The organism is Brevundimonas lutea, assembly GCF_003704105.1.
GTDB classification, from domain to species: Bacteria; Pseudomonadota; Alphaproteobacteria; order Caulobacterales; family Caulobacteraceae; genus Brevundimonas; species Brevundimonas lutea.
Window position 1 is genome coordinate 179,180 of sequence record NZ_QUOQ01000006.1, and the last position, 21,556, is coordinate 200,735.

At 69.0% G+C, this 21,556-nt stretch carries 18 protein-coding genes and 1 tRNA gene; 10 read left to right on the forward strand and 9 right to left on the reverse strand.

What is annotated here, in order from left to right; translation table 11 throughout:
* Entirely contained in the window at positions 1 to 828 is an 828-nt protein-coding gene (locus tag EES48_RS12235; protein ID WP_122467356.1) for an N-formylglutamate amidohydrolase, read from the reverse strand.
* Between the two features lie 72 nt (positions 829 to 900).
* On the opposite strand from EES48_RS12235, the gene cpdR reads away from it, so the two are divergent.
* Both cpdR and EES48_RS12245 read left to right on the forward strand, forming a co-directional pair.
* Positions 901 to 1,257: a cell cycle two-component system response regulator CpdR gene (cpdR, locus tag EES48_RS12240; protein ID WP_122467359.1), complete on the forward strand. Its 357-nt coding sequence runs from the start codon at positions 901 to 903 to the stop codon at positions 1,255 to 1,257.
* A gap of 77 nt (positions 1,258 to 1,334) precedes the next feature.
* Positions 1,335 to 1,409: transfer RNA gene (locus tag EES48_RS12245), tRNA-Val, on the forward strand.
* Between the two features lie 48 nt (positions 1,410 to 1,457).
* Here EES48_RS12245 and EES48_RS12250 read toward each other — a convergent pair.
* The 3 genes from EES48_RS12250 to EES48_RS12260 are packed head-to-tail and all read right to left on the reverse strand — an operon-like array spanning position 1,458 to position 7,342.
* Positions 1,458 to 2,858, reverse strand: a complete 1,401-nt coding sequence (locus tag EES48_RS12250; protein WP_162998143.1) for an alpha/beta hydrolase — start codon at positions 2,856 to 2,858, stop codon at positions 1,458 to 1,460.
* On the reverse strand, positions 2,858 to 5,938 hold the full coding sequence (locus tag EES48_RS12255; protein WP_122467369.1) for a TonB-dependent receptor plug domain-containing protein: 3,081 nt from the start codon (positions 5,936 to 5,938) through the stop codon (positions 2,858 to 2,860). The genes EES48_RS12250 and EES48_RS12255 overlap by 1 nt, the downstream gene beginning before the upstream one ends.
* A gap of 42 nt (positions 5,939 to 5,980) precedes the next feature.
* Complete coding sequence (locus tag EES48_RS12260) at positions 5,981 to 7,342, reverse strand: dicarboxylate/amino acid:cation symporter (RefSeq protein ID WP_276309626.1); 1,362 nt, start codon at positions 7,340 to 7,342, stop codon at positions 5,981 to 5,983.
* A gap of 333 nt (positions 7,343 to 7,675) precedes the next feature.
* On the opposite strand from EES48_RS12260, the gene EES48_RS12265 reads away from it, so the two are divergent.
* Both EES48_RS12265 and EES48_RS12270 read left to right on the forward strand, forming a co-directional pair.
* Entirely contained in the window at positions 7,676 to 9,409 is a 1,734-nt protein-coding gene (locus EES48_RS12265) for a sensor histidine kinase (protein WP_240623354.1), read from the forward strand.
* Entirely contained in the window at positions 9,406 to 10,755 is a 1,350-nt protein-coding gene (locus tag EES48_RS12270) for a sigma-54-dependent transcriptional regulator (protein ID WP_122467381.1), read from the forward strand. Before EES48_RS12265 ends, EES48_RS12270 begins: the two co-directional genes overlap by 4 nt.
* 140 nt (positions 10,756 to 10,895) lie before the next feature.
* On the opposite strand, the gene EES48_RS12275 is transcribed toward EES48_RS12270, so the two are convergent.
* Positions 10,896 to 11,621 carry a DUF599 domain-containing protein gene (locus EES48_RS12275; RefSeq protein WP_122467386.1) on the reverse strand — a complete coding sequence of 242 codons (726 nt, stop codon included), beginning with the start codon at positions 11,619 to 11,621 and terminating at the stop codon, positions 10,896 to 10,898.
* A 93-nt stretch (positions 11,622 to 11,714) separates the two neighbouring features.
* Between EES48_RS12275 and ppa the strand changes: the two genes are divergently transcribed.
* The 3 genes from ppa to EES48_RS12290 are packed head-to-tail and all read left to right on the forward strand — an operon-like array spanning position 11,715 to position 14,082.
* Positions 11,715 to 12,260, forward strand: coding sequence for an inorganic diphosphatase (gene ppa, locus EES48_RS12280; protein ID WP_122467390.1), 546 nt, complete (start codon positions 11,715 to 11,717; stop codon positions 12,258 to 12,260).
* Between the two features lie 46 nt (positions 12,261 to 12,306).
* Entirely contained in the window at positions 12,307 to 13,605 is a 1,299-nt protein-coding gene (locus EES48_RS12285; protein WP_122467395.1) for an MFS transporter, read from the forward strand.
* A 48-nt stretch (positions 13,606 to 13,653) separates the two neighbouring features.
* Positions 13,654 to 14,082, forward strand: a complete 429-nt coding sequence (locus tag EES48_RS12290; protein WP_122467400.1) for an SRPBCC domain-containing protein — start codon at positions 13,654 to 13,656, stop codon at positions 14,080 to 14,082.
* Positions 14,083 to 14,085: 3 nt separating this feature from the next.
* Here EES48_RS12290 and dapF read toward each other — a convergent pair whose 3' ends face one another.
* Positions 14,086 to 14,916, reverse strand: coding sequence for a diaminopimelate epimerase (gene dapF / locus EES48_RS12295; RefSeq protein WP_122467404.1), 831 nt, complete (start codon positions 14,914 to 14,916; stop codon positions 14,086 to 14,088).
* A gap of 135 nt (positions 14,917 to 15,051) precedes the next feature.
* Between dapF and EES48_RS12300 the strand changes: the two genes are divergently transcribed.
* Positions 15,052 to 15,756 (forward strand): DUF1223 domain-containing protein, encoded by a 705-nt coding sequence (locus tag EES48_RS12300; RefSeq protein WP_122467409.1) that lies wholly within the window; start codon positions 15,052 to 15,054, stop codon positions 15,754 to 15,756.
* Here the strand turns inward: EES48_RS12300 and EES48_RS12305 are convergent.
* On the reverse strand, positions 15,753 to 16,826 hold the full coding sequence (locus EES48_RS12305) for a phosphotransferase family protein (protein WP_122467414.1): 1,074 nt from the start codon (positions 16,824 to 16,826) through the stop codon (positions 15,753 to 15,755). The two genes, EES48_RS12300 and EES48_RS12305, sit on opposite strands and share 4 nt — an antisense overlap.
* Positions 16,823 to 18,325: a glycerol kinase GlpK gene (gene glpK / locus EES48_RS12310; protein WP_122467417.1), complete on the reverse strand. Its 1,503-nt coding sequence runs from the start codon at positions 18,323 to 18,325 to the stop codon at positions 16,823 to 16,825. The genes EES48_RS12305 and glpK overlap by 4 nt, the downstream gene beginning before the upstream one ends.
* A gap of 77 nt (positions 18,326 to 18,402) precedes the next feature.
* Here glpK and EES48_RS12315 point away from each other — a divergent pair, with 77 nt between their 5' ends.
* On the forward strand, positions 18,403 to 19,395 hold the full coding sequence (locus EES48_RS12315; protein ID WP_122467422.1) for a threonine ammonia-lyase: 993 nt from the start codon (positions 18,403 to 18,405) through the stop codon (positions 19,393 to 19,395).
* On the opposite strand, the gene EES48_RS12320 is transcribed toward EES48_RS12315, so the two are convergent.
* Positions 19,387 to 20,727: an amidohydrolase family protein gene (locus EES48_RS12320; protein ID WP_162998144.1), complete on the reverse strand. Its 1,341-nt coding sequence runs from the start codon at positions 20,725 to 20,727 to the stop codon at positions 19,387 to 19,389. The genes EES48_RS12315 and EES48_RS12320 overlap by 9 nt on opposite strands.
* Positions 20,728 to 20,949: 222 nt before the next feature.
* On the opposite strand from EES48_RS12320, the gene EES48_RS12325 reads away from it, so the two are divergent.
* Entirely contained in the window at positions 20,950 to 21,534 is a 585-nt protein-coding gene (locus tag EES48_RS12325) for a fasciclin domain-containing protein (RefSeq protein WP_122467430.1), read from the forward strand.
* Positions 21,535 to 21,556: the final 22 nt, after the last annotated feature.

Consider the following 21,556-nt stretch of genomic DNA (forward strand, 5'->3'; position numbering starts at 1 on the left):
TCAGCCGCCGAGCAGGTCCTCGATGACCTGACGGATCACGGCCTGGGCCGCACCGAAGCCGGGGCCAGGCCGCCCGGTGGTTGGGTCGAGATAGCGTCCCCGGCTGATCTCGATCTGGAGCGCCTCAACCCCTTCGTCCGGCCGGCCCCACAGTCGCGTGGCGTAACCTCCGGCGTAGGGCCGATTCAGCGCCACCCGCCAGCCGCGCCGCTCGAAGGCCGCGCGGGCGCGACGGGTCAGGGCGGCGCCGCAACTGCTTGCGTGGCGGTCGCCCAGCACCACATCGGGTCCGCCGGAGCCGCCCGCGGGCATGGAGTGCCAGTCGATCAGCGTCGCGCGGCCGTGGCGTTCTTGCGCTTCGGTCATCAGCGTGGCCAGCGCCTCGTGGTAGGGCCGATGAACCCGATCGATCCGGCCCTCCGCCTCCGTCGCCGACAACCGGGTGGCGCGGATCGGGCGCCCGTCCCCGGTCAGCCGGGGAATGACGCCATAACCGGCCTGGACGCGGGCGCTGACGGGTTGCGGCGGGTCGAAGCCTGCGACCACTTGCGGATCGAGGTCATCCGGTGCGCGATTGACGTCGACATAGGCCCGCGACACGGCGCACGCGATCAGAGGCGCGCCCAGGGCCACGCCCGGCCGGGCCAGCACGTCCATGGCCACGTCCTCGGCGCTGCGCAGCGAGCCTTCGTCCAGCGCGGGATCGGCGCCCAGGTCGGCCGGCAGGAACGTTCCGGAGTGCGGCGAGGCGAACACCCAGGGCCCAGCCTCGCCATCGGGGCGGTGGATAACCAGGGCGGACGCGGGCGAATCCGGGTGGAGCGGCATCGGGCCTTCATGGCCGCTTTACCCTCCCCACGCTACGTTCAAGCCAGAGTGATTCTAACGAAAGGCCCCTCGATGGCGCGTATTCTGCTGGCCGAGGACGATGAGTCGATGCGCGGCTTCCTGACCCGGGCGCTGGAGCGCGCGGGTCATGAGGTGACCGCCTGCGAGAACGGCGACGACGCCATCGACCGCATCGACGATGGACCATGGGACCTGCTGCTGACCGACATCGTCATGCCGGGCGCTGACGGTATCGAGGTCGCTCGCGTGGCCGCCGCGCGCCAGCCGGGCCTCAGGATCATGTTCATCACAGGCTTCGCCGCCGTCGCCCTGACCGCCGCCCAGGCCGCGCCACAGGCCAAGGTGCTGTCCAAGCCCGTCCACCTGCGCGAGCTGGTTGGCGAGGTCGAGAAGATGATCGCCGCCTGAGGGCTTGCGGGCCCGGTGGCGGCCGGGCTATAGACCGCGCCTTCCCGACCCCGGCGTACGCCGGGGCCCGTCACGGCGGACGCGTAGCTCAGCGGGAGAGCACCTCGTTGACATCGAGGGGGTCACAGGTTCAATCCCTGTCGCGTCCACCATTTTCCCCTGCATTCGCACCGATTGGCGCCGGCATTCGCCGACTGAGCTCAGTCCGTCGTCGGGTGGAAGTCCGTGTCGAAGTGGCATCCCTCGGCGCGGTGAGGTTGGGGCTGGGCTTCGCAACGAGAGGCGATGGCCGCGGGGATGGGACGTTCGCCGGTGTCGATCCAGGCGACCAGGGCGTCGAACACGGCCAGATATTCCGCGCCGCTGAGACGGCTGTGCTGGTCCTCGTCGGTGAAGGTCTGGACAAGCAGGTCGTCGCGCCCCGCCCGCGCGACCGTCTCGCGATACATGGCCTCGTGCTCGACGAAGACGGTGGGGTCGTATTTGGCGTGCAGGGTGATCATCGGCGCGACGATCAGGCCCGACAGGTCGGCGTCATAGGCCAGCCGCGCCACGGCCTGGGGATCGGCGGCGAACCGCTCCACCCCGGCATTCAGCGCCGTGTCGTCGTGCGAGCCCTGATAGACGGTGTCGCTGTTGTCGAAGGGGTTGAGCCCATCCAGCCGCCGCCCGACCATGTCGCGGAAGGTGAAGGTCGCCCAGGCCAAGTGCGAGACGAGCTGATCCTCCTCGATGCCGATGACGCCGAGGATATCCGCCAGATTCCGGCGCTGTTCCGGCGAGCGGCGGGCGTCGGGTCGGTCGACGCCCGTGCACTGTTCGACCCGCCGGGTCAGCTCGGCGCGGGTCAGGTCGCTGTCGTCGGGCAGACCGCGCCACACCGGATAGGCCGCCTCGTCGGGCCGGGGGTGATTGCGGCAGACATACTGATAGACGGCGCGCAGGTCGGCGCGGAACTCGTAGCCGCGCGTCCCGCCGGCCAGCAGGCCATTAGTCGTGACCACGCCGTCCCACACCACCCGGCCCTCGGCGTCACGGGCGTAGAGTTCGGCCGCCTTGGCCGCGACGTTGCCGCCCCACGACTGGCCGTGCAGCACGGTCAGCCGCGGTCGGCCCAGATGAGCCCAGGCGATCCGGCGCAGGTCTTCGGTGTCCTCGGCCGCCATGCGCACGCCATAGCCGCCGCGCCGATAGGTATGGCCGGCCCAGGCGTAGCCCTGATCGACCAGCATGGAGAACCGTTCCAGGTCCTCCACGGAATCGTCGATCTCGGGCGCGCCCAGGCGGGGGCCGCCGTGGGCGTGGACCACCAGCACGCCGTTCCAGACGGCGGGCACGGCCATCCAGTAGTAGCCGCCTTTCAATCCCGGCCCGCGCACGCACCGGACACCGTTCGCCAGGAACTCGGGGCAGTTCACGCTCTGGGGCGCGGGAAAGGATGTCGTCGGGGGCGAGGCCGGCTGGGCCCCGGCGGGGGAGGACGCCAGACAGGCCAGCCCGGCCAGAACGCTCAGGATGCGCCCCGGTCGTAGAAGGCCCCGCCCCCGACGGCGCGCCGCGACCGGCCGGAGGAAGGAGGCGGGTCGCGACGATCTCGTCATCAGAAGGTCTTGCTCACGCTGGCGTACCAGTAGCGACCATAGGGCCGGTGCACCGATCCGAGATAGCCGCCATCGGCGAGCGGCGGACCCTCGTCGAAGATGTCGCGTGCGCCGACCCTGAGCCGCGCGCCCGAGGCCAGGCCGGCATTCTCGAACTCATACTGTCCATAGAGGTTGAAGGTCAGCTGATCATCGACGACCCAGGGCTCGCCGGTCGAGCTCAGCAGGCCCGGCTCCTCGATCTCCGAGACATAATGTGCGGTCAGACCGGCGCGCCAGGGCCCCTGGCTCCAGTTGAGGTTCGACATCAGGCGCCATTCGGGCCGGCCGTCCACGCCGACCAGCTGGGCCGACTGCGGCAGGGGCGTCAGCTCGTTGATGATGCCGGCCTCTCGCGCCTCGAACAGCTCGTTCACGATCGGACCCGGGTCGCGGGAATATTCCAGCATCTTGGTGGCGTTCAGGCTGAAATTGACCCGGCCCCAGCGTGTCCGGTTGGACCAGTCCACACCGAAATCGATGCCCTCGACCGTCTGCGGCAGCAGATTGACGAACTGGTCGTTGATGGAGACCACGTCGCCGACCGGCTCCAGGCCCGTGCCTTCGAAATTGGCGATGTCGTCCGCATTGGGTTCATCGCGATTGACGTTGGGGTTCGACGACCCCTGCAGCCGCAGCAGATAGTCTAGCGCCAGGGCCGTCTGGGCGCCCAGCAGGCCGACGATCTTCTCCTGCTCGATCTTCCAGCGATCGACGGTGAAGGTGAAATTGCCCAGATTTTCCGGGATCCAGTAGGGCTGGAAGACCAGGCCGACCGACTGATTGGTGCTTTCCTCCGGCTCCAGGTCCGGATTGCCGGCGATCAGCAGTGAGGCGCTGGCGTTGCGGCCGCACTGGTTGAAGTTGTCGATCTCGCCGGTGCGCAGGTCGGCCTCGCAGCGGATATAGTCCTCGTTGCCGGCAAGGCGGGCGTACTGGGTGGCGTTGACCTGTTCCAGATTCGGCGCGCGGAAGCCCTCGGAATACGAGCCGCGAACCCGCAAGCCGTCGATGATGTCCCAGGCCACGGCGATCTTGGGCTTGGCCACCGAACCGAAGTCCGAATACTCCTCGAACCGCCCGGCCAGCTGAACATCAAGGCTGTGGACCAGCGGGATGTTCATCTCCGGAGAGACCACCGGCACGGCGAATTCGATGAAGGCGCCGAAGACGTCGCGGCTGCCTTCGGTGTCCGGGTTAGGGCTGACGGCGGCGACATTCGACTGATTGACCGCGCCCGTCACCATGTCGGTGAAGGTGATGGTGCCGTCCAGGTTCTCGTCGCGCTCGTCCCTTTGGGTCTCGTGGCGCGCCTCCACGCCGAAGGCGACGCCGACAGGGCCGCCGGGCAGGGAGAACAGGTCGGGCCGGCTCATCTTGAAGTCGGCCAGGGTCAGGGTGGTCTCTGACTTGCGCTCGAGGTCGAAGACGATGGCGTCGATAGCCACCCGCGACGACGGGGTGCAGTCACCGAAGCTGGGCGTATCGACACAGCCGCCGTTGAACGGGTTGTAGGCGTCCGGCGTCGACAGAGCCAAGGACTGCTGCAGCGCCGTGGAGTTGACGTTGGGCGAGCTGTCGGTGGCCTCGGCCGCCGAATAGAGCAGCGCCGTCTCCCAGTCGAAGCCGCGCCACTCGCCGCGCAGCCCGGCGAGCGCACGGCTCTGCCAGTTCTCGACCACGACCTCCTGGAAGCCGGCGTCGACGAAGCGGTGGTTGCCCATCAGCACCGGCAGGCCCTCGTCGGGGATGCCGGTCAGGCCGGGCAGGCGGTTGGGATTGGTCGATCCGTCGGCGAAGGTCACCGGGCCGAACGGGTTCCAGTAGTTGCTGGCCGGCACCCACAGCTCATTCAGATTGATCACCGGCGGCTGGGTGGCCCGGCTCTCGGCCCCGTAGAAGCCCAGTTCGCCGAAGGCCTCGACATTGTCAGTGAGGTCGTAGTGGCCCGAGGCGAAGACGTTGATCCGCTCGATGGCTGAGCGGACCGTGGTGTCGACCCGCGTGTCGTAGCGCATCTCGCGGTTCAGCGAGTTGTAGGAGGTGACGCCGGATTCCAGGCACAGGCCGCCGCCGATGTCGGCGCCGCCGCAGCCGAAGCTGAGCGGCTGGATGCGGAAGGTGCCCGAGGTGGCCGCGATCGGCACGCCGAAATAGCGCGGGCGCGTCGAGGAGGTGAAGCCCGGCAGCTCGAACCGGCCCCACGGCGTGTGCGACGAGCGGCCGTCGGTGACGGTGGCGTCTTCGTACCCCTCATACTGGGCGAAGATCGCCCGCATGTCGTCGGAACGGGTGAAGTCCTGCTCGTCGGCCCAGAGCTTGGAGCGATCGGTGTAGCTGGCGAACAGGGAGATATTGCCTCGATCCAGATCCTTGCCGGCGAAGACATTGAACTCCAGCTCGGTGAAGCCGGTGCCCTCCGCGCCGCCGTACTGGGTCGAGAGTGTCAGGCCGTCGAAGTCGTCCTGCATGACGGTGTTGACCACCCCCGCCACGGCGTCGGCGCCGTAGATGGCGGCGGCGCCGTCCAGCAGCACCTCCAGACGCTCCAGACCGGCCACGGGCACGGCGTTGGAGTTGTAGCTGAGCACCGGCACCGTGCCGGTGTCGGACGTGCCCTGGCTGGTCGGGTGCTGGACCATGCGCCGGCCGTTGATCAGCACCAGGGTGTTGCCGACACCCAGCGAGCGCAGGTTGACGGAATTGACGTCGCCGCGCGCGGAGTTCGAGGTCTGCGGATTGTTGGCCGCCTCGAACAATACGTCGCCCATCTGGGGGATGGAGCGGAACAGGTCGTCACCCGAGGTCGCGCCGGTGGCCAGGATCTGCTCCTGGTCGAACACCACCACCGGCAGGGCGTCGGTGGTCGAGGCCCCGCGGATCTGAGTGCCGACCACGACGATCTCCTCCAGCTCCGTGGCCTCGTCCTCGGGCGGCAGTGGCGCGGGCTGAGCGGTTTCCTGCGCCAGGGCGGCGCCGGCGAAGCTCATGGCCAGGGTCAGGGCGGTGGTCGAAACCATCCGGGTTCTGAAGCGCGTCATTGTCTATCCTCCCAAGGTCCGCGCCTTTGCGGCGCTGATTGTTCAGTCGTCGGCGAGTACGAGGTCGTCGCCGGGTCCGGCGGCGGGGTCGGGCTTGGCGGCAAGCGGGCGCGGCTCGCCGTTCAGCGCCAGGCGCATCTGGTCGATGTCGAGCTCGCCTTCCCAGCGGGCGACGACCAGAGTCGCCACGGCGTTGCCGATGAAATTGGTCAGGGCCCGGCACTCGCTCATGAAGCGGTCGATGCCGAGGATGAGCGCCATGCCGGCGACCGGCACCGAGGGCACCACCGACAGGGTGGCCGCCAGGGTGATGAACCCGGCGCCGGTGATCCCCGCCGCGCCCTTCGAGCTGAGCATGGCGACCAGCAGCAGCAGGATTTGCTCCTGCAGGGTCAGGTCGATGTTCAGCGCCTGGGCGATGAACAGGGCGGCCATAGTCATATAGATGTTGGTGCCGTCCAGGTTGAACGAATAGCCGGTGGGCACGACCAGCCCGACCACCGACTTGGCAGCGCCGGCGCCCTCCATCTTCTGGATCAGGCTGGGCAGGGCGGCCTCGGAGCTGGAGGTGCCGAGCACCAGCAACAGCTCTTCCTTCAGATAGCGGATCAGCTTGAAGATCGAGAAACCGTTGACCCAGCCGACGATGCCCAGCACGCCCAGCACGAAGATCAGCGAGGTCAGGTAGAAGGTGCCGATCAGGGCGGCCAGGCTCAGCACCGTGCCGATGCCATAGGCCCCGATGGTGAAGGCGAAGGCGCCGAACGCGCCGATGGGCGCCGCGCGCATCAGGATGGCGACCAGCTTGAACACGGCCGTCGACAGGGTATCGAAGAAGTCGAGGATCGGCTGGCCCCGCTCGCCGATCATGGCCAGGGCGATGCCGAACAGGATGGCCACGAACAGCACCTGCAGGATGCTGCCGCTAGTGAAGGCGCCGACCAGGGTGTCGGGAATGATGCTGAGCAGGAAGCCGACGATGGTGCTTTCGTGGGCCGCCTGGGCGTAGCCCTCGACCGCCCCGGTATCCAGCGTCGCCGGATCGATGTTCAGGCCGCTGCCGGGCTGGATCACATTGGCGACGACCAGCCCGATGATCAGGGCCAGGGTGGAGAACACCAGGAAATAGCCGAAGGCCTTGGCGGCGACCCGGCCCACCCGGCCGATGTCGCGCATCCCGGCGATGCCCGTGACGATGGTCAGGAAGATCACCGGGGCGATAATCATCTTGACCAGCTTGATGAAGCCGTCGCCCAAGGGCTTCAGGCTTTCGCCGAACAGGGGCCAGATGTGACCGATCAGGCCGCCCAGCACGATGGCCGTCAGCACCTGGAAATACAGGTGATGATAGAACGGCTTCTTGATCGCGGGCGCTGACGCCCCGTCCGACGGGGTCGGGATCACGGGCTGCTCCTGGTCTGCCGGCCGAAGCCGCGGTTCCTCCGAAGGCGCGGTCTGCGTCGCGCTCTTCGACGACGACTGTCGGCGCTTGGAAGCCTCGGGCAAAATCGGTTTCGCCATGCGCTTAACCCTCTGTCTTTTCTATTGTTCGTGAGCGCCGGTTCATCAGGGTCCGGCCGATCTGTGCGGTTTTTCGCACAGGTGACTGGTTCGGTCGTGCGAAATGTCGCACACTTGGCCTCAGTGATGGCCTTAGCCACCCCCCGCGTCGCACGGTCCGAACGATCCGCCTGGATCGTGTTGATTGGCGCGTGGTTGGCGTCGACGGTGGCTGCGATGTGGCTGGCGGGGGCGGCGGCTGAGCGCGACTCCCGCGCCGAACTGGCCCGGCAGGCCGAGGCGGCGGCGGATCTGCATGCCGCCGTTCTACGCAGCGAGCTGGAGAAGCACCGGTCCCTGCCGGTGGCGTTGGCGGGCGACCCCGACATCGCGCATCTCCTGGCCGGCGGCGGCGCGGGGGAAACTGAGGCCATCAACGGCAAGCTGGAGATCTTGGCCACCCAGACCCGAGCGGCGGTGATCTATGTCATCGGCGCGGACGGTGTGACCCGCGCCGCCAGCAACTGGCGCCTGTCGACCAGCTTTGTCGGGGCCGACTACGGCTTCCGCCCCTATTTCGTCGACGGCATGGCGCGCGGCGAGGCCGAGTTTTTCGCGCTCGGCACGGTCAGTGGTCGTCCGGGGCTCTACCTGTCGCGGCGGGTCGAGGGATCAGGCGGACAGGCGCTCGGCGTTGTCGTCGTCAAGGTCGAGTTTGACGCGCTGGAGGCCGAATGGCGCGCATCCGGCGAACCGGCCTATGTGGTCGATCCCGGCGGCGTCGTGCTGATCACCAGCGAGCCCGACTGGCGGTTCCGCACGCTGGAGCCGCTGGACGACCGCCGCCGCCGCCTGACCCTGACCGATCAGACCCTGGCGCCGGAGGACCTGCGCCCCTTGCCGTTCGAGACGCCCGACGCCGCGCCCGCCTTGATCGAGGTGGCGGTCGGCGGAGAGGCTCAGCGCTGGATGTACGCCCGCACTGGTACGGCCACGCCCGGCTGGACGCTGCACCTCCTTGCCCCGACCCGCGGCGCGATCCAGGGGGCTGCGGCGAGCGCTCGAGCCGTCGCGGCCCTGGCGGTCGCCCTGCTGGCGGTCGGCGCCGCCCTGATGCTGCGGCGCCGCCAGCAACAGGCCGTGCGCGCCCGCGAGGACGAGCGACGCCGCGAGGAACTGGAACGCCGCATCGACGAACGGACGCGAGAATTGCGCGAGGCCAATCAGGCGCTCAATGCCGAGATGGAGGAGCGCCGCCGTGCCGAGGCCTCCCGCGAACTGCTGCGCGATGAACTGGTTCAGGCCGGAAAGCTGGCGGCGCTGGGCCAGATCGTCGCCGGCGTGGCGCACGAGATCAACCAGCCGGTCGCCGCCATCCGCACCCAAGCCGAGATCGCCGAGACCTATGTCGGCCGCGCCGAAGGCGACAAGGCGCGCGGGGCCTTGAGCAGGATTTCCGATCTGACCCAGAGGATCGGCGCCATCACCCAGGAGCTCCGGGCCTTTTCCCGCAAATCCGAGCCGGGACTGCAGTCCGTTCGGATGGCCGAGGCCGTGGACGGGGCGCTGCTGCTCCTCGGCGGTCGGTTGCGGGAGGGCGGCGTACAACTGGTTCGCACCGGCGGGCGCGACATCCGCGTCACCGCTGACCGTTTCCGGCTGGAGCAGGTGATCGTCAATCTTGTGCAGAACGCCTGCCAGGCGCTGGAGGGTCTGCCCGATCCTCGCATCATGATCGCCGTCAGCCGCGACGGCGAGAGCATCCTTCTGTCGATCGCCGACAATGGGCCGGGCGTCTCGTCCGAGATGCGCGAGAGGTTGTTCACCCCCTTCACCACCAGCCGACCCGCGGGTCTGGGACTGGGGCTGGTCATCTGCCGCGACATCGTCGCCGGTTTCGGCGGCGAGCTGAGCCTGGCCGACAGCGACGAGGGCGCCGTGTTCGTGGTGCGTCTGAAGGCGGCGCCATGAACGATCGGGGGCCGCCGCCCGGCGAGATCGTTCTGGTCGACGACGACGACGATTTCCGTGCAGCGCTGGCGGAACGGCTTATGCTTGCCGATTTCCGGGTGCGAGCTTTTCATTCGGGCGAGGCGGCGCTGAAGGGCCTGGGGGAAGACTTCGCCGGGGTGGTGGTCACGGACCTCAGGATGCCGGGGATGGATGGACGGCAGCTGTTGTCCCGGCTTCAGACCATCGACCCCGATCTGCCGGTCATCATGATCACCGGCCACGGCGAGGTGGCGGATGCGGTCGCGGCCCTGCGCGCCGGCGCCTACGACTTCGTGGAAAAACCCTTCGCATTCGACATGGTGGCCGGCAGTCTCAGGCGGGCGCTGGAGAAGCGCACCCTGGTGCTGGACAACAGACGTCTCGCCGCCCTGGCCGCCGACAGCGAGCACGACCTGCCTCTTATGGGCGACTCGTCGGCAATCACCGCTCTCAACGCCAGCATCGCCCAGATCGCCGACGCCCGGATGGAGGTCCTGATCGAGGGGGAGACCGGGACCGGCAAGGAGGCGGTGGCGCGCGCCCTGCATCGTGGCGGCCGTCGGCGACTCGGGCCTTTCGTGGCGGTCAACTGCGGCGCCCTGCCCGAAGGCCTGATTGAGAGCGAGCTGTTCGGTCACGAGCTGGGCGCCTTCGCCGGCGCGCTTCGGCGTCGTGTCGGCCACATCGAACGCGCCCACAACGGCACGCTTTTTCTGGACGAGGCGGATGCCATGCCGCCGGACGTTCAGGTCAAGCTGCTGCGGGTCATCGAGGAGCGCGAAATCTTGCCGATCGGGGCCGCCGAGCCTCGCGTGCTGGATCTGCGTATCCTGGCGTCGACCAAGGTCGATCTTGCGGACCGGGTGCAGCGCGGGGGCTTCCGCGAAGACCTCTATTATCGGCTGGACGGTGTGCGGCTGCGTGTGCCGCCGCTGCGCGAGCGTCGCGATGACCTGCCGCTGCTGTTCACCCAGCTGCTGCGCGCCTCGGCGGATCGCCATGGCGCACCGGTTCCGGCGCTGGATGATCGCCTCAGGCGTCGATTGATGGAGAATGACTGGTCCGGAAACATCCGGGAGCTGGCGAGTGTCGCCGAACGGGTCGTCTTGGGGCTGGAGGCGACCGAGCCGAGGGTTGATGACACGCAGGGACTGACAGAACGGATGGCCAGGCTGGAGGGTGAGATCCTGCGCGAGACCCTGATCGCCAGCAAGGGCGACATCGCCCGGGCGTTGGCGGCGCTGAAGCTGCCGCGCAAGACGTTTTACGACAAGCTGACCCGACATGGACTGAAGCCAGCGGATTTTCGCCGCCGGACAGGCTGACGACAGAAAAAAACCGCGGCCGAAGCCGCGGTTGAAAGTCGATAGGGAGGAAACGCCCAGGAAGGGCAGACGCCCGAAGGCGTCGAATTCAAGCTAGGTTGCGGTGCACAAATCGTCAAGGCGTCATTTCGCACCTGCGATCACACCGCGTTACCACTCCCAGAGGGGTCGTGATCGCCCTCGATTTCTCCGCGCAGACGACGAATGGCCCTTGCCGCCGCCGATCGGGACTGCCGCCAGACCAGCAATCCCGTAACCCCCGCCGTCCCCACGGCCAACCCCCAGGGTCCAATCATCCAGGCGCCGGCCGCCAGGGCGAAATAGTAGCCCCGCACCCCCTGGCTGAACGAGGCCAAAGCCGGATTGAGGAGGTCGGACGCCGCCCGGGCATAGCGGGCGCGCTCCTCGCCGTCGTCGGGCGCGCCGCCGATCACGGCCAGGGAGTAGTTCAGCTGGCGGATCGACCATATGAAATCCAGCAGGCCCCGGGCCAGGCACAGGGTGACCAGCCCCAGCTTGGCCTCGATCAGGCCCAGGGGCACCTCGTCGCGCGACACCTCCGCCACGCCCCGCAGCGCCGCCTCGCCGCCGAAAAGCACTCCCGCCACCGCCGCGATCAACAGCAGGTTGGCCGAGGCGAAGAAGGACGCGGAATTGATCGAATGGCCCATCAGCTGGCTGTCGACGATCCGGACCTCGCGCGTGGTCATGGCCCGCATCCAGGCGTCGCGCACCACCATCATGTCGGCGTTCAAGGTGCCGGGCCCTCGCGCCAGCAGCCTCAGCGCGGCGTCATAGCCCAGCCAGCAGGCGAAGAAGAGAAGCAGCGCCAGGATGTCGGCCCGGCTGAATACGGCGGTCTCCATCGTCCCGTCCCCTCACGTCACGCTTGAGATGCGGGTCGGAGCGGCCTATCAGACCGGCCTCCCCGTTTCGCAGTTGCACAAGAGTGAACCGCCATGAACCTCGACGCCATCCCCGTCGGCCCGAACCCGCCTTGGGACGTGAACGTGGTGATCGAAATCCCGCAAGGGGGGCTGCCGGTCAAGTATGAGATGGACAAGGACTCCGGCGCCCTGTTCGTGGACCGCTTCCTGCACACGGCCATGTACTATCCGGGCAACTACGGCTTCGTGCCCCACACCCTGTCGGACGACGGCGATCCCTGCGACGTGCTGGTGATCAACCCCACGCCGGTGGTGCCGGGCTGCATCATCCGCGCCCGTCCGATCGGCGCCCTGATGATGACCGACGAGGCCGGCGGCGACGAGAAGATCCTGGCCGTGCCGGTCGACAAGCTGAACCCCTTCTATTCGAACGTCGCCAGCTATCGTCAGCTGCCCGCCATCCTGATCGAGCAGATCGAACACTTCTTCACCCGCTACAAGGACCTGGAGAAGGGCAAGACGGTCAAGGTCCACCGCTGGGCCGACGCCGCCGAGGCCGCCGACCTGATCAAGGCCGGCATGAAGGCCGCCGCCGACAAGAAGGCCGCCGAGGGCTGATCAAACGCCGATTGCGACGGCGGGCGACGCGTCCTATCCGAGGGGCATGAGCCCTCGCAGCCCGGCCTTCATGATGCTGTTCGCCGTCAGCCTGACGGCGGCGGCGGGCAACATGGCGCTGCAGTCGGTGCTGCCGGCCATCGGGCGCGAGTTTCAGCTGGCCGACACACTGGTAGCCGGCGCCTTCGCCCTGTCGGCCCTGCTGTGGACCGTGACCTCGCCTTTCTGGGCGCGCCTCTCGGACCGACTGGGGCGCAAACGGGTCATCCTGATCGGCCTGACCGGCTTCGTCCTGTCGATGTCGGGGTTCGGCGTCGCGGCGAGCCTGGGGCTGAACGGCGTGCTGGGGGCGGGAGTCGCCTTCACCCTGATGGCGGTGGCGCGGGCCTTCTATGGCCTGTTCGGCTCGGCCGCGCCGATCGCCAGCCAGGCTTATGTGGCGGACCGCACGGGGCCGAAGACCCGCACCGAGGCCATGTCGATGCTGGCCTCGGCTCAGGGGCTGGGCACGGTCGTGGGCCCGGCGCTGGCGCCCTTCTTCGTCCTGCCCATCGTCGGCCTCGCCGGGCCGATGTACGCCTATGCGGTGCTGGGACTGGTGGTGCTGCTGGTGGTCTGGCGAAAGCTGCCCTCAGGAGATGTCACCCGCAAAGCGGCCGAGGCCGGGCAGTCCCCCTCCGGCAAGGGCCTGTGGAAGGACCCGCGCGTGCGCGATTTCCTGCTCTATGGCCTGCTGGTCACCGGAGCGCAGGCCATCAACATCGCCGTGCTGGGTTTTCACATCATCGACGAACTGGCCGCCGAGGGCCAAACCAGCGCCGCCGCCGCCCAGCCCTATATCGGCGTGGCCATGCTGGCCGGGGCGGCGGCCACGCTAATGGTCCAGTGGGGCCTGATCCCGGCTCTGCACCTCAAGCCGCGCGAATTGATGCGCTGGGGCGCGGTTCTGGCCCTGGTCGGCAATGCGCTAAGTGTCTGGGGGCCCGGCTACTACGGTGTGGTTGTTGGCTATGCGGTGGTGTCGATGGGCGTCGGTTTCGCCCGGCCAGGCTTCACGGCGGGGTCGTCGTTGGCCGTGACCGGGCGCGAGCAAGGCGCCATCGCCGGCCTCATTATGTCCCTGGCGGGGCTCAGCTTCCTCGCGCCCCCGGTGATCGGGGTGGCCCTGTACGAGCTGGCCGAGCCCGCGCCCTTTATCGCCAACATCGTGCTGCTGGCCCTGGCCGTGGCCCTGGCCTTCCTCAGACCGACGCTGTCCGCTGACGAGCCGGCCGCCGCCACGGCCCCCTCCGCGCCCGGTCCCGCCAGCCAGCCGGGGCCGGAAGGCTCGCGCCCCACGCGCTGATCGCCGCACCGCCTTCCCTAAGCCGAAAAGCCGTGGGAAAAGCGCCGCATGAGCTTTCGCGTCGAGAACCGGGTGGGCGTCAAGGCGCCGTCCGACCGCATCTGGGACATCATCGCCGACCTGCCGTCATGGGGCGACTGGAACCCGACCTTTCCCCAGGCGGAGGGGATCATCGCCATCGGCGGCGTCCTGACCCTGACCGAAACCATCGAGGGCCTGGACGAGCGGCCGGTGCGCGCGGCGATCAACGATTGGGTGCCCTATGCCCAGCTGATCTGGTCGGAGCGGCGCGGTTTCCAGTTCACCTCCACCCGCTACATCGAGATCGAGGAGCTGGCGCCGGGCAGCTGTATCGTCGCCAACGGCGAGATCTTCGGCGGCATGTTCGGCGAAGGCTTCTTCAACAAGAACAAGCGCCTCTTGCGACGCGCCTGCGAGGAGATGGGCGAGGCCCTGAGACTGCGCGCCGAGGCCTGACGCTCAGGCCAGCATGCCCGTGCGCTCGACGACCACCGGGCCGGTCATGGAGACGTGATCGGTGCGGGCGTCCCAGCTGATCAGCAGGTCGCCGCCATCGACCGTGACCCGGGCGCGGCGATGGGTTTTGCCGCGTCGCGCCGCGGCGACCAGGGCCGCGCAGGCCCCCGTGCCGCAGGCCTTGGTCAGGCCCGCCCCTCGCTCCCACACCCTGAGACGGATGCGATCAAGCGCCTCGATGTGGGCGAAGCCGACGTTCACGCCCTCGGGAAACAGGGGGTGATGCTCGATCAGGGAGCCGGACCCGCGCACGAAGGCATCGTCGGGCGTGAAGTCGGGAAAGAAGACCACGTGCGGATTACCCATGGAGACGGCGCCCGGCGTGTGCAGCACAGGGGCGTCGATCGGGCCGATCTGGAGCTCGATGCCCCGCGTGTCGAACGCCTCGGCCAGGGGAATGTCGGTCCAGTCCAGACGTGGGCGGCCCATGTCCACGGTGATCTGGTCATCATCGGCCATCCGCGCCTCGACAACGCCCGCCAGGGTGTCGATCCGCACGCGGTCGCGGCCGGTCGCGCGCATCAGCGTCCAGCCGACGCAGCGAAGCGCGTTGCCGCAGGTCTCGACCTGGCGGCCATCGGCGTTCCACACGCGCATGAAGGCATCGGCCACCGCCGAGGGCTCGATGGCGATGACCTGGTCGCAGCCTTCGCCCGTGGTTCGGTCGGCGATGGCACGCACCGTCGCCTCGTCGGGCGCGAAAGGGCGCGACAGGGCGTCGACGACCACGAAGTCGTTGCCGGCGCCGTTCATCTTGAGGAAGGGGGTGCGCATCCGCTGCCAAGATAGGGCGCGTCGAGCCTGGCCCCAAGCCCCGGATTTCCGCGTGCTCACGCACATATGAGGGGCGCGCGTCCCGCGACAGGCGTATGCAGCGTCGCCATGGGAGCCTGGGGTCGATCCTTAACGATGATCGCGGCGTCCGTCGCCCTGATGGGCGCGGCGCGGATCGATGACGCGCAGTCGGCGACGGCCGTGGTCGTCGCGCCGGTGGTGGTCGAGCTGTTCACCGCTCAGGGCTGCGCCGGCTGCCCGGAAGCCAACCGGTTGATCGAGGACATGGCGGATCGGCCGGGCGTGCTGGCCCTGACCTACGCCGTCGATTATTGGGACTATCTCGGCTGGCCCGATACCTTTGCTCGCCCCGAGTTCGCCGAGCGCCAGCGCGCCTATCGGCGAGGCCTGCGACAGCGCAGTGTCTACACGCCGCAGGTGGTGATCGACGGACGTCGGCAAGCTCCGGGCGGTCAGGCTTCAGCGGTGGAGGCCGCCGTGCGTGAACTGGCCGATACAAAGACGCCGCCGCCTGAGATCGAATTTCGCGCCACGGGCGACGGTGTTGGGGTCGGATCGGGTCGCGCCCCGGCGGGAGGCGCCGAAGTCTGGATGGTGCGCTATCGGCCAGGCGAACAGGTGGTCGAGGTCGCCGGCGGCGAAAATCGCGGGCGCAGCATCAGCCACGTCAATGTCGTGCGCGATGTCCGACGGCTCGGGGAATGGCGTGGCGAGCCGATCCTGCTCGCCCTGCCGGACGCGGGCGAAGAGGGCCTGAAGACCGCCGTCATCGTTCAGGCCCGCCCGACCGGCGCCATCCTGGCGGCGGCGACGCGCTAGGCTCCCGCCTTCTTGGCGAAACTCCAGCCGGCCTCGGCCAAGGGCTCAACCTGCAACGCCATGGCCTGGGCGTGGGCGCTGGCGGCGGTGCCCTCGCGGATGCGGCCGGCGATGCCCTGACAGATGGCGGCCAGGCGGAACAGGTTATAGGCGAACAGCCAGTCCAGATGCTCAAGCGGCGGCGCGGCGGCGGTCTCGCCGTAGCGGGCGACGATCTCCTCGATCGACGGGATACCCAGGGCTTCAAGGTCCGCCCCGCCCAGGCCGTTGCGCTGGCTGGCCGGGATGACCCAGCCCATCAGGAAATAGCTGAGGTCGGCGGTGGGATCGCCCAGGGTCGACAGCTCCCAGTCCAGCACCGCCAGGATTTCCGGCCGGTCCGGGGCGAAGATCATGTTGTCCAGGCGCCAGTCGCCGTGGACGATGGTGGCCGGGCGCTCGGGCGGCAGGCTTTGCGGCAGGAAGGCGATCAGCCGGTCCATGGCCGCGATCGTATGGGTCTCGGAGGCCGCATACTGTTTCGACCAGCGGCCGATCTGACGGGCGAAATAGTCGGCCGGTTTGCCGTAGTCCGACAGGCCGACCGCCGCGGGATCGACGGCGTGCAGCCGGGCCAGCGCATCGGTCTGGGCCAGATAGATGTCGCGCCGCTGCTCAGGTGTCATGCCCGGCAGCTTCAGGTCCCAGAACACCCGGCCATCGACCCGGTCCATGACATAGAAGACCGACCCGATGACGCCCTCATCCTCGCACAGCACATGGGGATGGGCGACGGGGTAGCCGACCGAATCCAGCGCCGAGATCACCCGGAACTCGCGGTCCACGGCGTGGGCCGAGGGCAACAGCTTTCCGGGGGGCTTGCGGCGCAGGACATAGGCGCGGCCGGGCGTGGCCAGCTCATAGGTCGGGTTGGACTGGCCGCCCTTGAACTGGCGCAACGTCAGGGGTCCGGCGTAGCCGGGGACATTGGCCGTCAGCCAGCGGTCCAGCGCCGCCTCGTCCAGGCGGTAGCGCGGGTCGACCTCGCGCGTGCCGGAAAAAGCGATCTGGGGGTCGGGCGTGGCGCTCATGCGGCGTCTCCGGGTTCGTCTCCGGCGGCGAGGATGGCGGCCTGCACCGCGCGACGCCAGCCGGCCAGGGCGGCGTCGCGAGCCTTGGCGTCCATGCGAGGCGTCCAGACGGCGGGGGTGTCGCCCTGAAGCGGCTCAAACGCCCCCTCGCGGCCCAGGCCGTAGGCGGCCAGGCGCGCGGCGCCCAGCGCCGTCATCTCCTGAAAGGCCGGACGCTCGACCTCGACCTCGCACATGTCGGCGACGGTCTGCATGGCGAAGGCGTTGGCGGTGACCCCGCCATCGACCCTGAGCCGCGTCGGACGCGGCGAACCGTCGGCGGCCAGAGCGTCCAGCAGATCTCGCGTCTGATAGGCCAGGCTCTCCAGCCCCGCCCGGACGATGTGCGCCGGGGTCGAGCCGCGCGACAGGCCCAGGATCGCCGCCCGAGCCTCGGCCCGCCACCAGGGCGCGCCCAGACCGGTGAAGCCGGGCACCAGATAAACGCCGCCGCAGTCCGGCAGGCTCTCGGCCAGGGCCTCGGATTCCCGTGAGGCGCCGATCAGGCCGAGTTCGTCGCGCAGCCACTGGATGGTCGAGCCGGCCGAGAAGATGGAGCCCTCCAGCGCATAGGCGCTGTCCTGCCCGATCCGGTAGCCGAGGGTGGCCAGAAGCCGGCTGGTCGAGGCGACGGGCTCAGGTCCGACATTGGCGACCAGAAAGGCGCCGGTGCCATAGGTGATCTTGGCGTCCCCGGGGTTCAGCGCGCCGTGACCGACCAGGGCCGCCTGCTGGTCCCCCGCCGAGCCGGCGATCGGCAGGGCGCGGCCGAACAGCGACGGCTCGGTCTCGGCGACCGCCTCGGCGCAACCGACGATCTCGGGCAGGGCCTGACGGGGCACGCCGAATAGGGCGCACAGATCGTCGCGCCACGCCTGCGTCTTCAGGTCCATCAGCGAGGTGCGGGCGGCGTTGGTGGCGTCGGTGGCGTGGACCCGCCCGCCGGTCAGGTTCCAGATCAGCCAGGCGTCGATGGTGCCCAGCTTGACCTCGCCCGCCTCGGCCCGCGCCCGGCCGTCGGGCACGGCGTCCAGCAGCCAGGCGTATTTCGAGGCCGAGAAATAGGGATCGAGGATCAGGCCGGTCGCACTTTGAACCTCCTCCTCATGGCCCGCCGCCTTAAGCCGCGCCACGGCCTCGGCCGTGCGGCGATCCTGCCAGACGATGGCGCGGTGGAGCGGCTTGCCCGTCGCCGCCTCCCAGATCACCGCCGTCTCGCGCTGGTTGGTCAGGCCAATGCCGGCGAACCGGGTGACGCCCCCCACCCGATCGATCACCTCGCGACAGGTCTTGACCACCGCCCGCCAGATCTCGGCGGCGTCATGCTCGACCCAGCCGGAGCGCGGGAAATGCTGGCGCAGCTCGATCTGGCTGACCGCCACGGGGCGCAGGCCGGCGTCGAAGGCGATGGCCCGGGTCGAGGTGGTGCCCTGGTCGATGGCGAGGATCAGGTCGTTCATAGGCGGCACCTTAACGGGGTGAGGGCCGGCGTCGAGCGCGAGGTGACGACGGGCGCATCATCGGGCAGAAGCGCCCCATGACCCACACCGCCTCCTTCGCCGGCGTCGAGGACGCCGCCCGCCGCATCTCGGGCGTCGCCGTGCGCACCCCCCTGATCGAGAGCCCGGCCCTGAATGAACGGCTGGGCGGGCGGGTGCTGCTGAAGGCCGAGACGATGCAGGTGGCGGGGGCCTTCAAATTCCGGGGTGCCTATAACCGCATCAGCCGCCTGAACGACGAGGAGAAGGCGCGCGGGGTGGTGGCCTATTCCTCCGGCAACCATGCCCAGGCGGTGGCGGCGGCGGCGCGGATGGTGGGGACGCGCGCCCTCATCGTCATGCCGGCCGACAGCCCACGGGTTAAGGTGGAGGGCGTCATCACCTTCGGCGGCGAGGTGCGCAGCTATGACCGCTACACCGAGAGCCGCGAGACCATCGGCGAGGCCATCGCGGCCGAGCGCGGCTCGGTCCTGGTCAAGCCGTTCGACGATCCCTTCATCATCGAGGGTCAGGGCACGACCGGGCTGGAGATCGTCGAGGACGCCCGGGCGCGAGGCGCCGATATCGACCAGCTGTTGTGCGGCGCCTCGGGCGGCGGGCTGATCGCCGGGATCAACCTGGCCATGGCCGAGCTCAGCCCCGACACGGCGGTGATCGGCTTCGAGCCCGAGGCCTATAACGACACCCAGCTGTCGCTGGCGGCGGGCGAGCGGATGACCCATCCGCCCGTGGCGCGGCCCTCGATCTGCGACGCCCTGATGACCGACCGGCCGGGCGAACTGACCTTTCCGATCAATCGCCGCCTGGAGCGGGTGGTCACTGTCTCCGACGCCGAAGTGGCCGAGGCTGTGCGCACCGCCTTCCGCACCCTGAAGCTTGTCGTCGAGCCGGGCGGCGCCGTGTCGTTGGCCGCGCTGTTGGCGGGCAAGGTCGAGGCTCGCGACCGCACCACCGTCGCCGTCCTGTCCGGCGGCAACATCGATCCCGGCCTGTTCGCCGAGATCATCGATGGGCGGTTCGTTTCAGCGTGACGCGCAGGCGCCCGACCCGTCCGCCACCTCGACCAGTCCACCCTTCATGACCAGGGTGATGCCCGCCAGGGCGTCCAGGCTTTGGGTCGGGTCGGCGGGCAGGGCGATCAGGTCCGCCAAGGCGCCGGGCGCGATGACACCCAACTGCCCTTCGCCCGCCAGCAGCCGGCCGGCGTTCAGCGTGGCGGTCTGCAGCGCCTCAGCCGGGGTCAATCCGGCTTCGACATAGGCGTCGAGCACTCGCAGGCTGGCGCGCCCCCGTCCCACGACCGTGGGAGCGTAGAGGTCTTGTCCGGCCGCAATCCTCACCCCCGCGGCCCGCGCCTTACGGAGCCTCTGATGCTCTTCCGACAGATGGTCGCGGATCATCTGGTCCGAGGGAGGCTGGGGCCAGGCCGAGGACAGCTCCCTGGCCATGCCGAAACTGGTGTGGGTCGGCACCCACCACACGCCGCGCTCCGCCATCAGCGCCAGGGTTTCGTCAGACAAATCATAGCCATGTTCCAGTGAGGTGACCCCGGCCTCGATCGCCTCTCGCGCCCCGCGATCCGAGGTGACGTGGGCCGCGACAGACATGTCGTGACGCCTGGCCTCGGCCACGATCGCCGTCATTTCCTCAGGCGACAGCCGGGTGCGCTGAGGCGTCGCCTCGGGGTAGATCTTGATGACCCGGGCTCCCGCGGCCACGGCCTCGCGGACCGCCGCGCGGGCGTCATCCACGCCTTCGATGATCCGGTATTCGCCATCGACCAAGCCATGAGGATCGTGGGGCAGGGGCTCCATCTGACCTCCAGCGGGCGCCAGACCCGGGCCGGCGCCGTGGATGCGTGGGCCTGCGACGCGGCCTTCATTGATGGCGCGCGCCAGCACGAGGTCGAGGAAGCGGCCCGAATTGCCCAGGTCGCGCACGCTGGTGATGCCGGCCTCAAGATATTCCCGCGCATACTGAGCGGCGGTGAGCAGGCGATAGCCGTCGCCGTCGACGGCGTGATCGCGGGCGGCGACCTCGGACAGCCCCTCACCGGCCTCCTGAGTCAGCAGCAGGTGGGTGTGGGCGTCGATCAGGCCGGGCATTACCCGGCACTGGCTGAGATCGATGACCGTCGCATCCGGCGGCGCGGAGACGGACGCGGCGACCTCCACGATCCGGTCGCCCCGGATCAGGATTTCCCGCGCACCCACCATACGACCCTGCTCGGCGTCGAACAGGTCACCGGCCTTGACCACGGCGGCGGGCGCGGGCGGTCGCTGGGCCTTGGCGGGGCTGGCCGCAGCGGCCAGGGTGAGGGCCAAAGCCATGATGGCGACGGCGGGTGGGGCGAATTGGCGCATGAGGACTCCCTGATACGATGGCAGGAGCCGCCGAACCCATCTTCCGGATGCAACCAAGCGCATGAAATCGCGGCAAGACTCGCAGCCAAATCATGGCTGACTGCGCGCTCCCGTCGCAGGCTCCCGCAAAGCTGGTTTGAAGGATCGCGTTCGCGTGATCGGCCTTTACCGACCCGTGACCTCCCAAGGTTCCCGACGTTCACCGAACAGGAAGCGACCCTCATGAAGACCTCCAGCATCGCCCTCATCGCCGCAGCCAGCCTTGGCCTCGCCACCGCCGCCTGCAGCCAGGAGCCGGCCGAACCCGCGACCCCGGCCGAGCCCATGGCCGCCGACGCGATGGCCGCCGAGCCCGCCGCCTCGACCAACATCGTTCAGGCGGCTCAGGCCTCGCCTGACTTCTCGACCCTGGTCACCGCGGTTCAGGCCGCCGGTCTGGTCGAAACCCTGTCAGGCCCAGGTCCCTTCACCGTCTTCGCGCCGACCAACGCCGCCTTCGATGCTCTGCCCGCGGGCACGGTCGAAAACCTGACCCAGCCGGCCCAGCAGGAGCAGCTGCAGGGCATCCTCACCTACCACGTCGTCCAGGGTAACCTGATGGCCGCCGACATCGTCGCCCAGGCCCAGGCCAACGGCGGATCGACCACGGTCACCACCGTTCAGGGCGAGGACCTGACCGTCAACGTGTCGGGCTCGACCGTGACGATCACCGACGCGGCCGGCGGCACGGCGACGGTGACCACGCCCGATCTGGCCCAGTCCAACGGGGTCATTCACGGCATCGACGCGGTGCTGATGCCCGAATAAGGGCCCCGTCCGCATCGGGTCA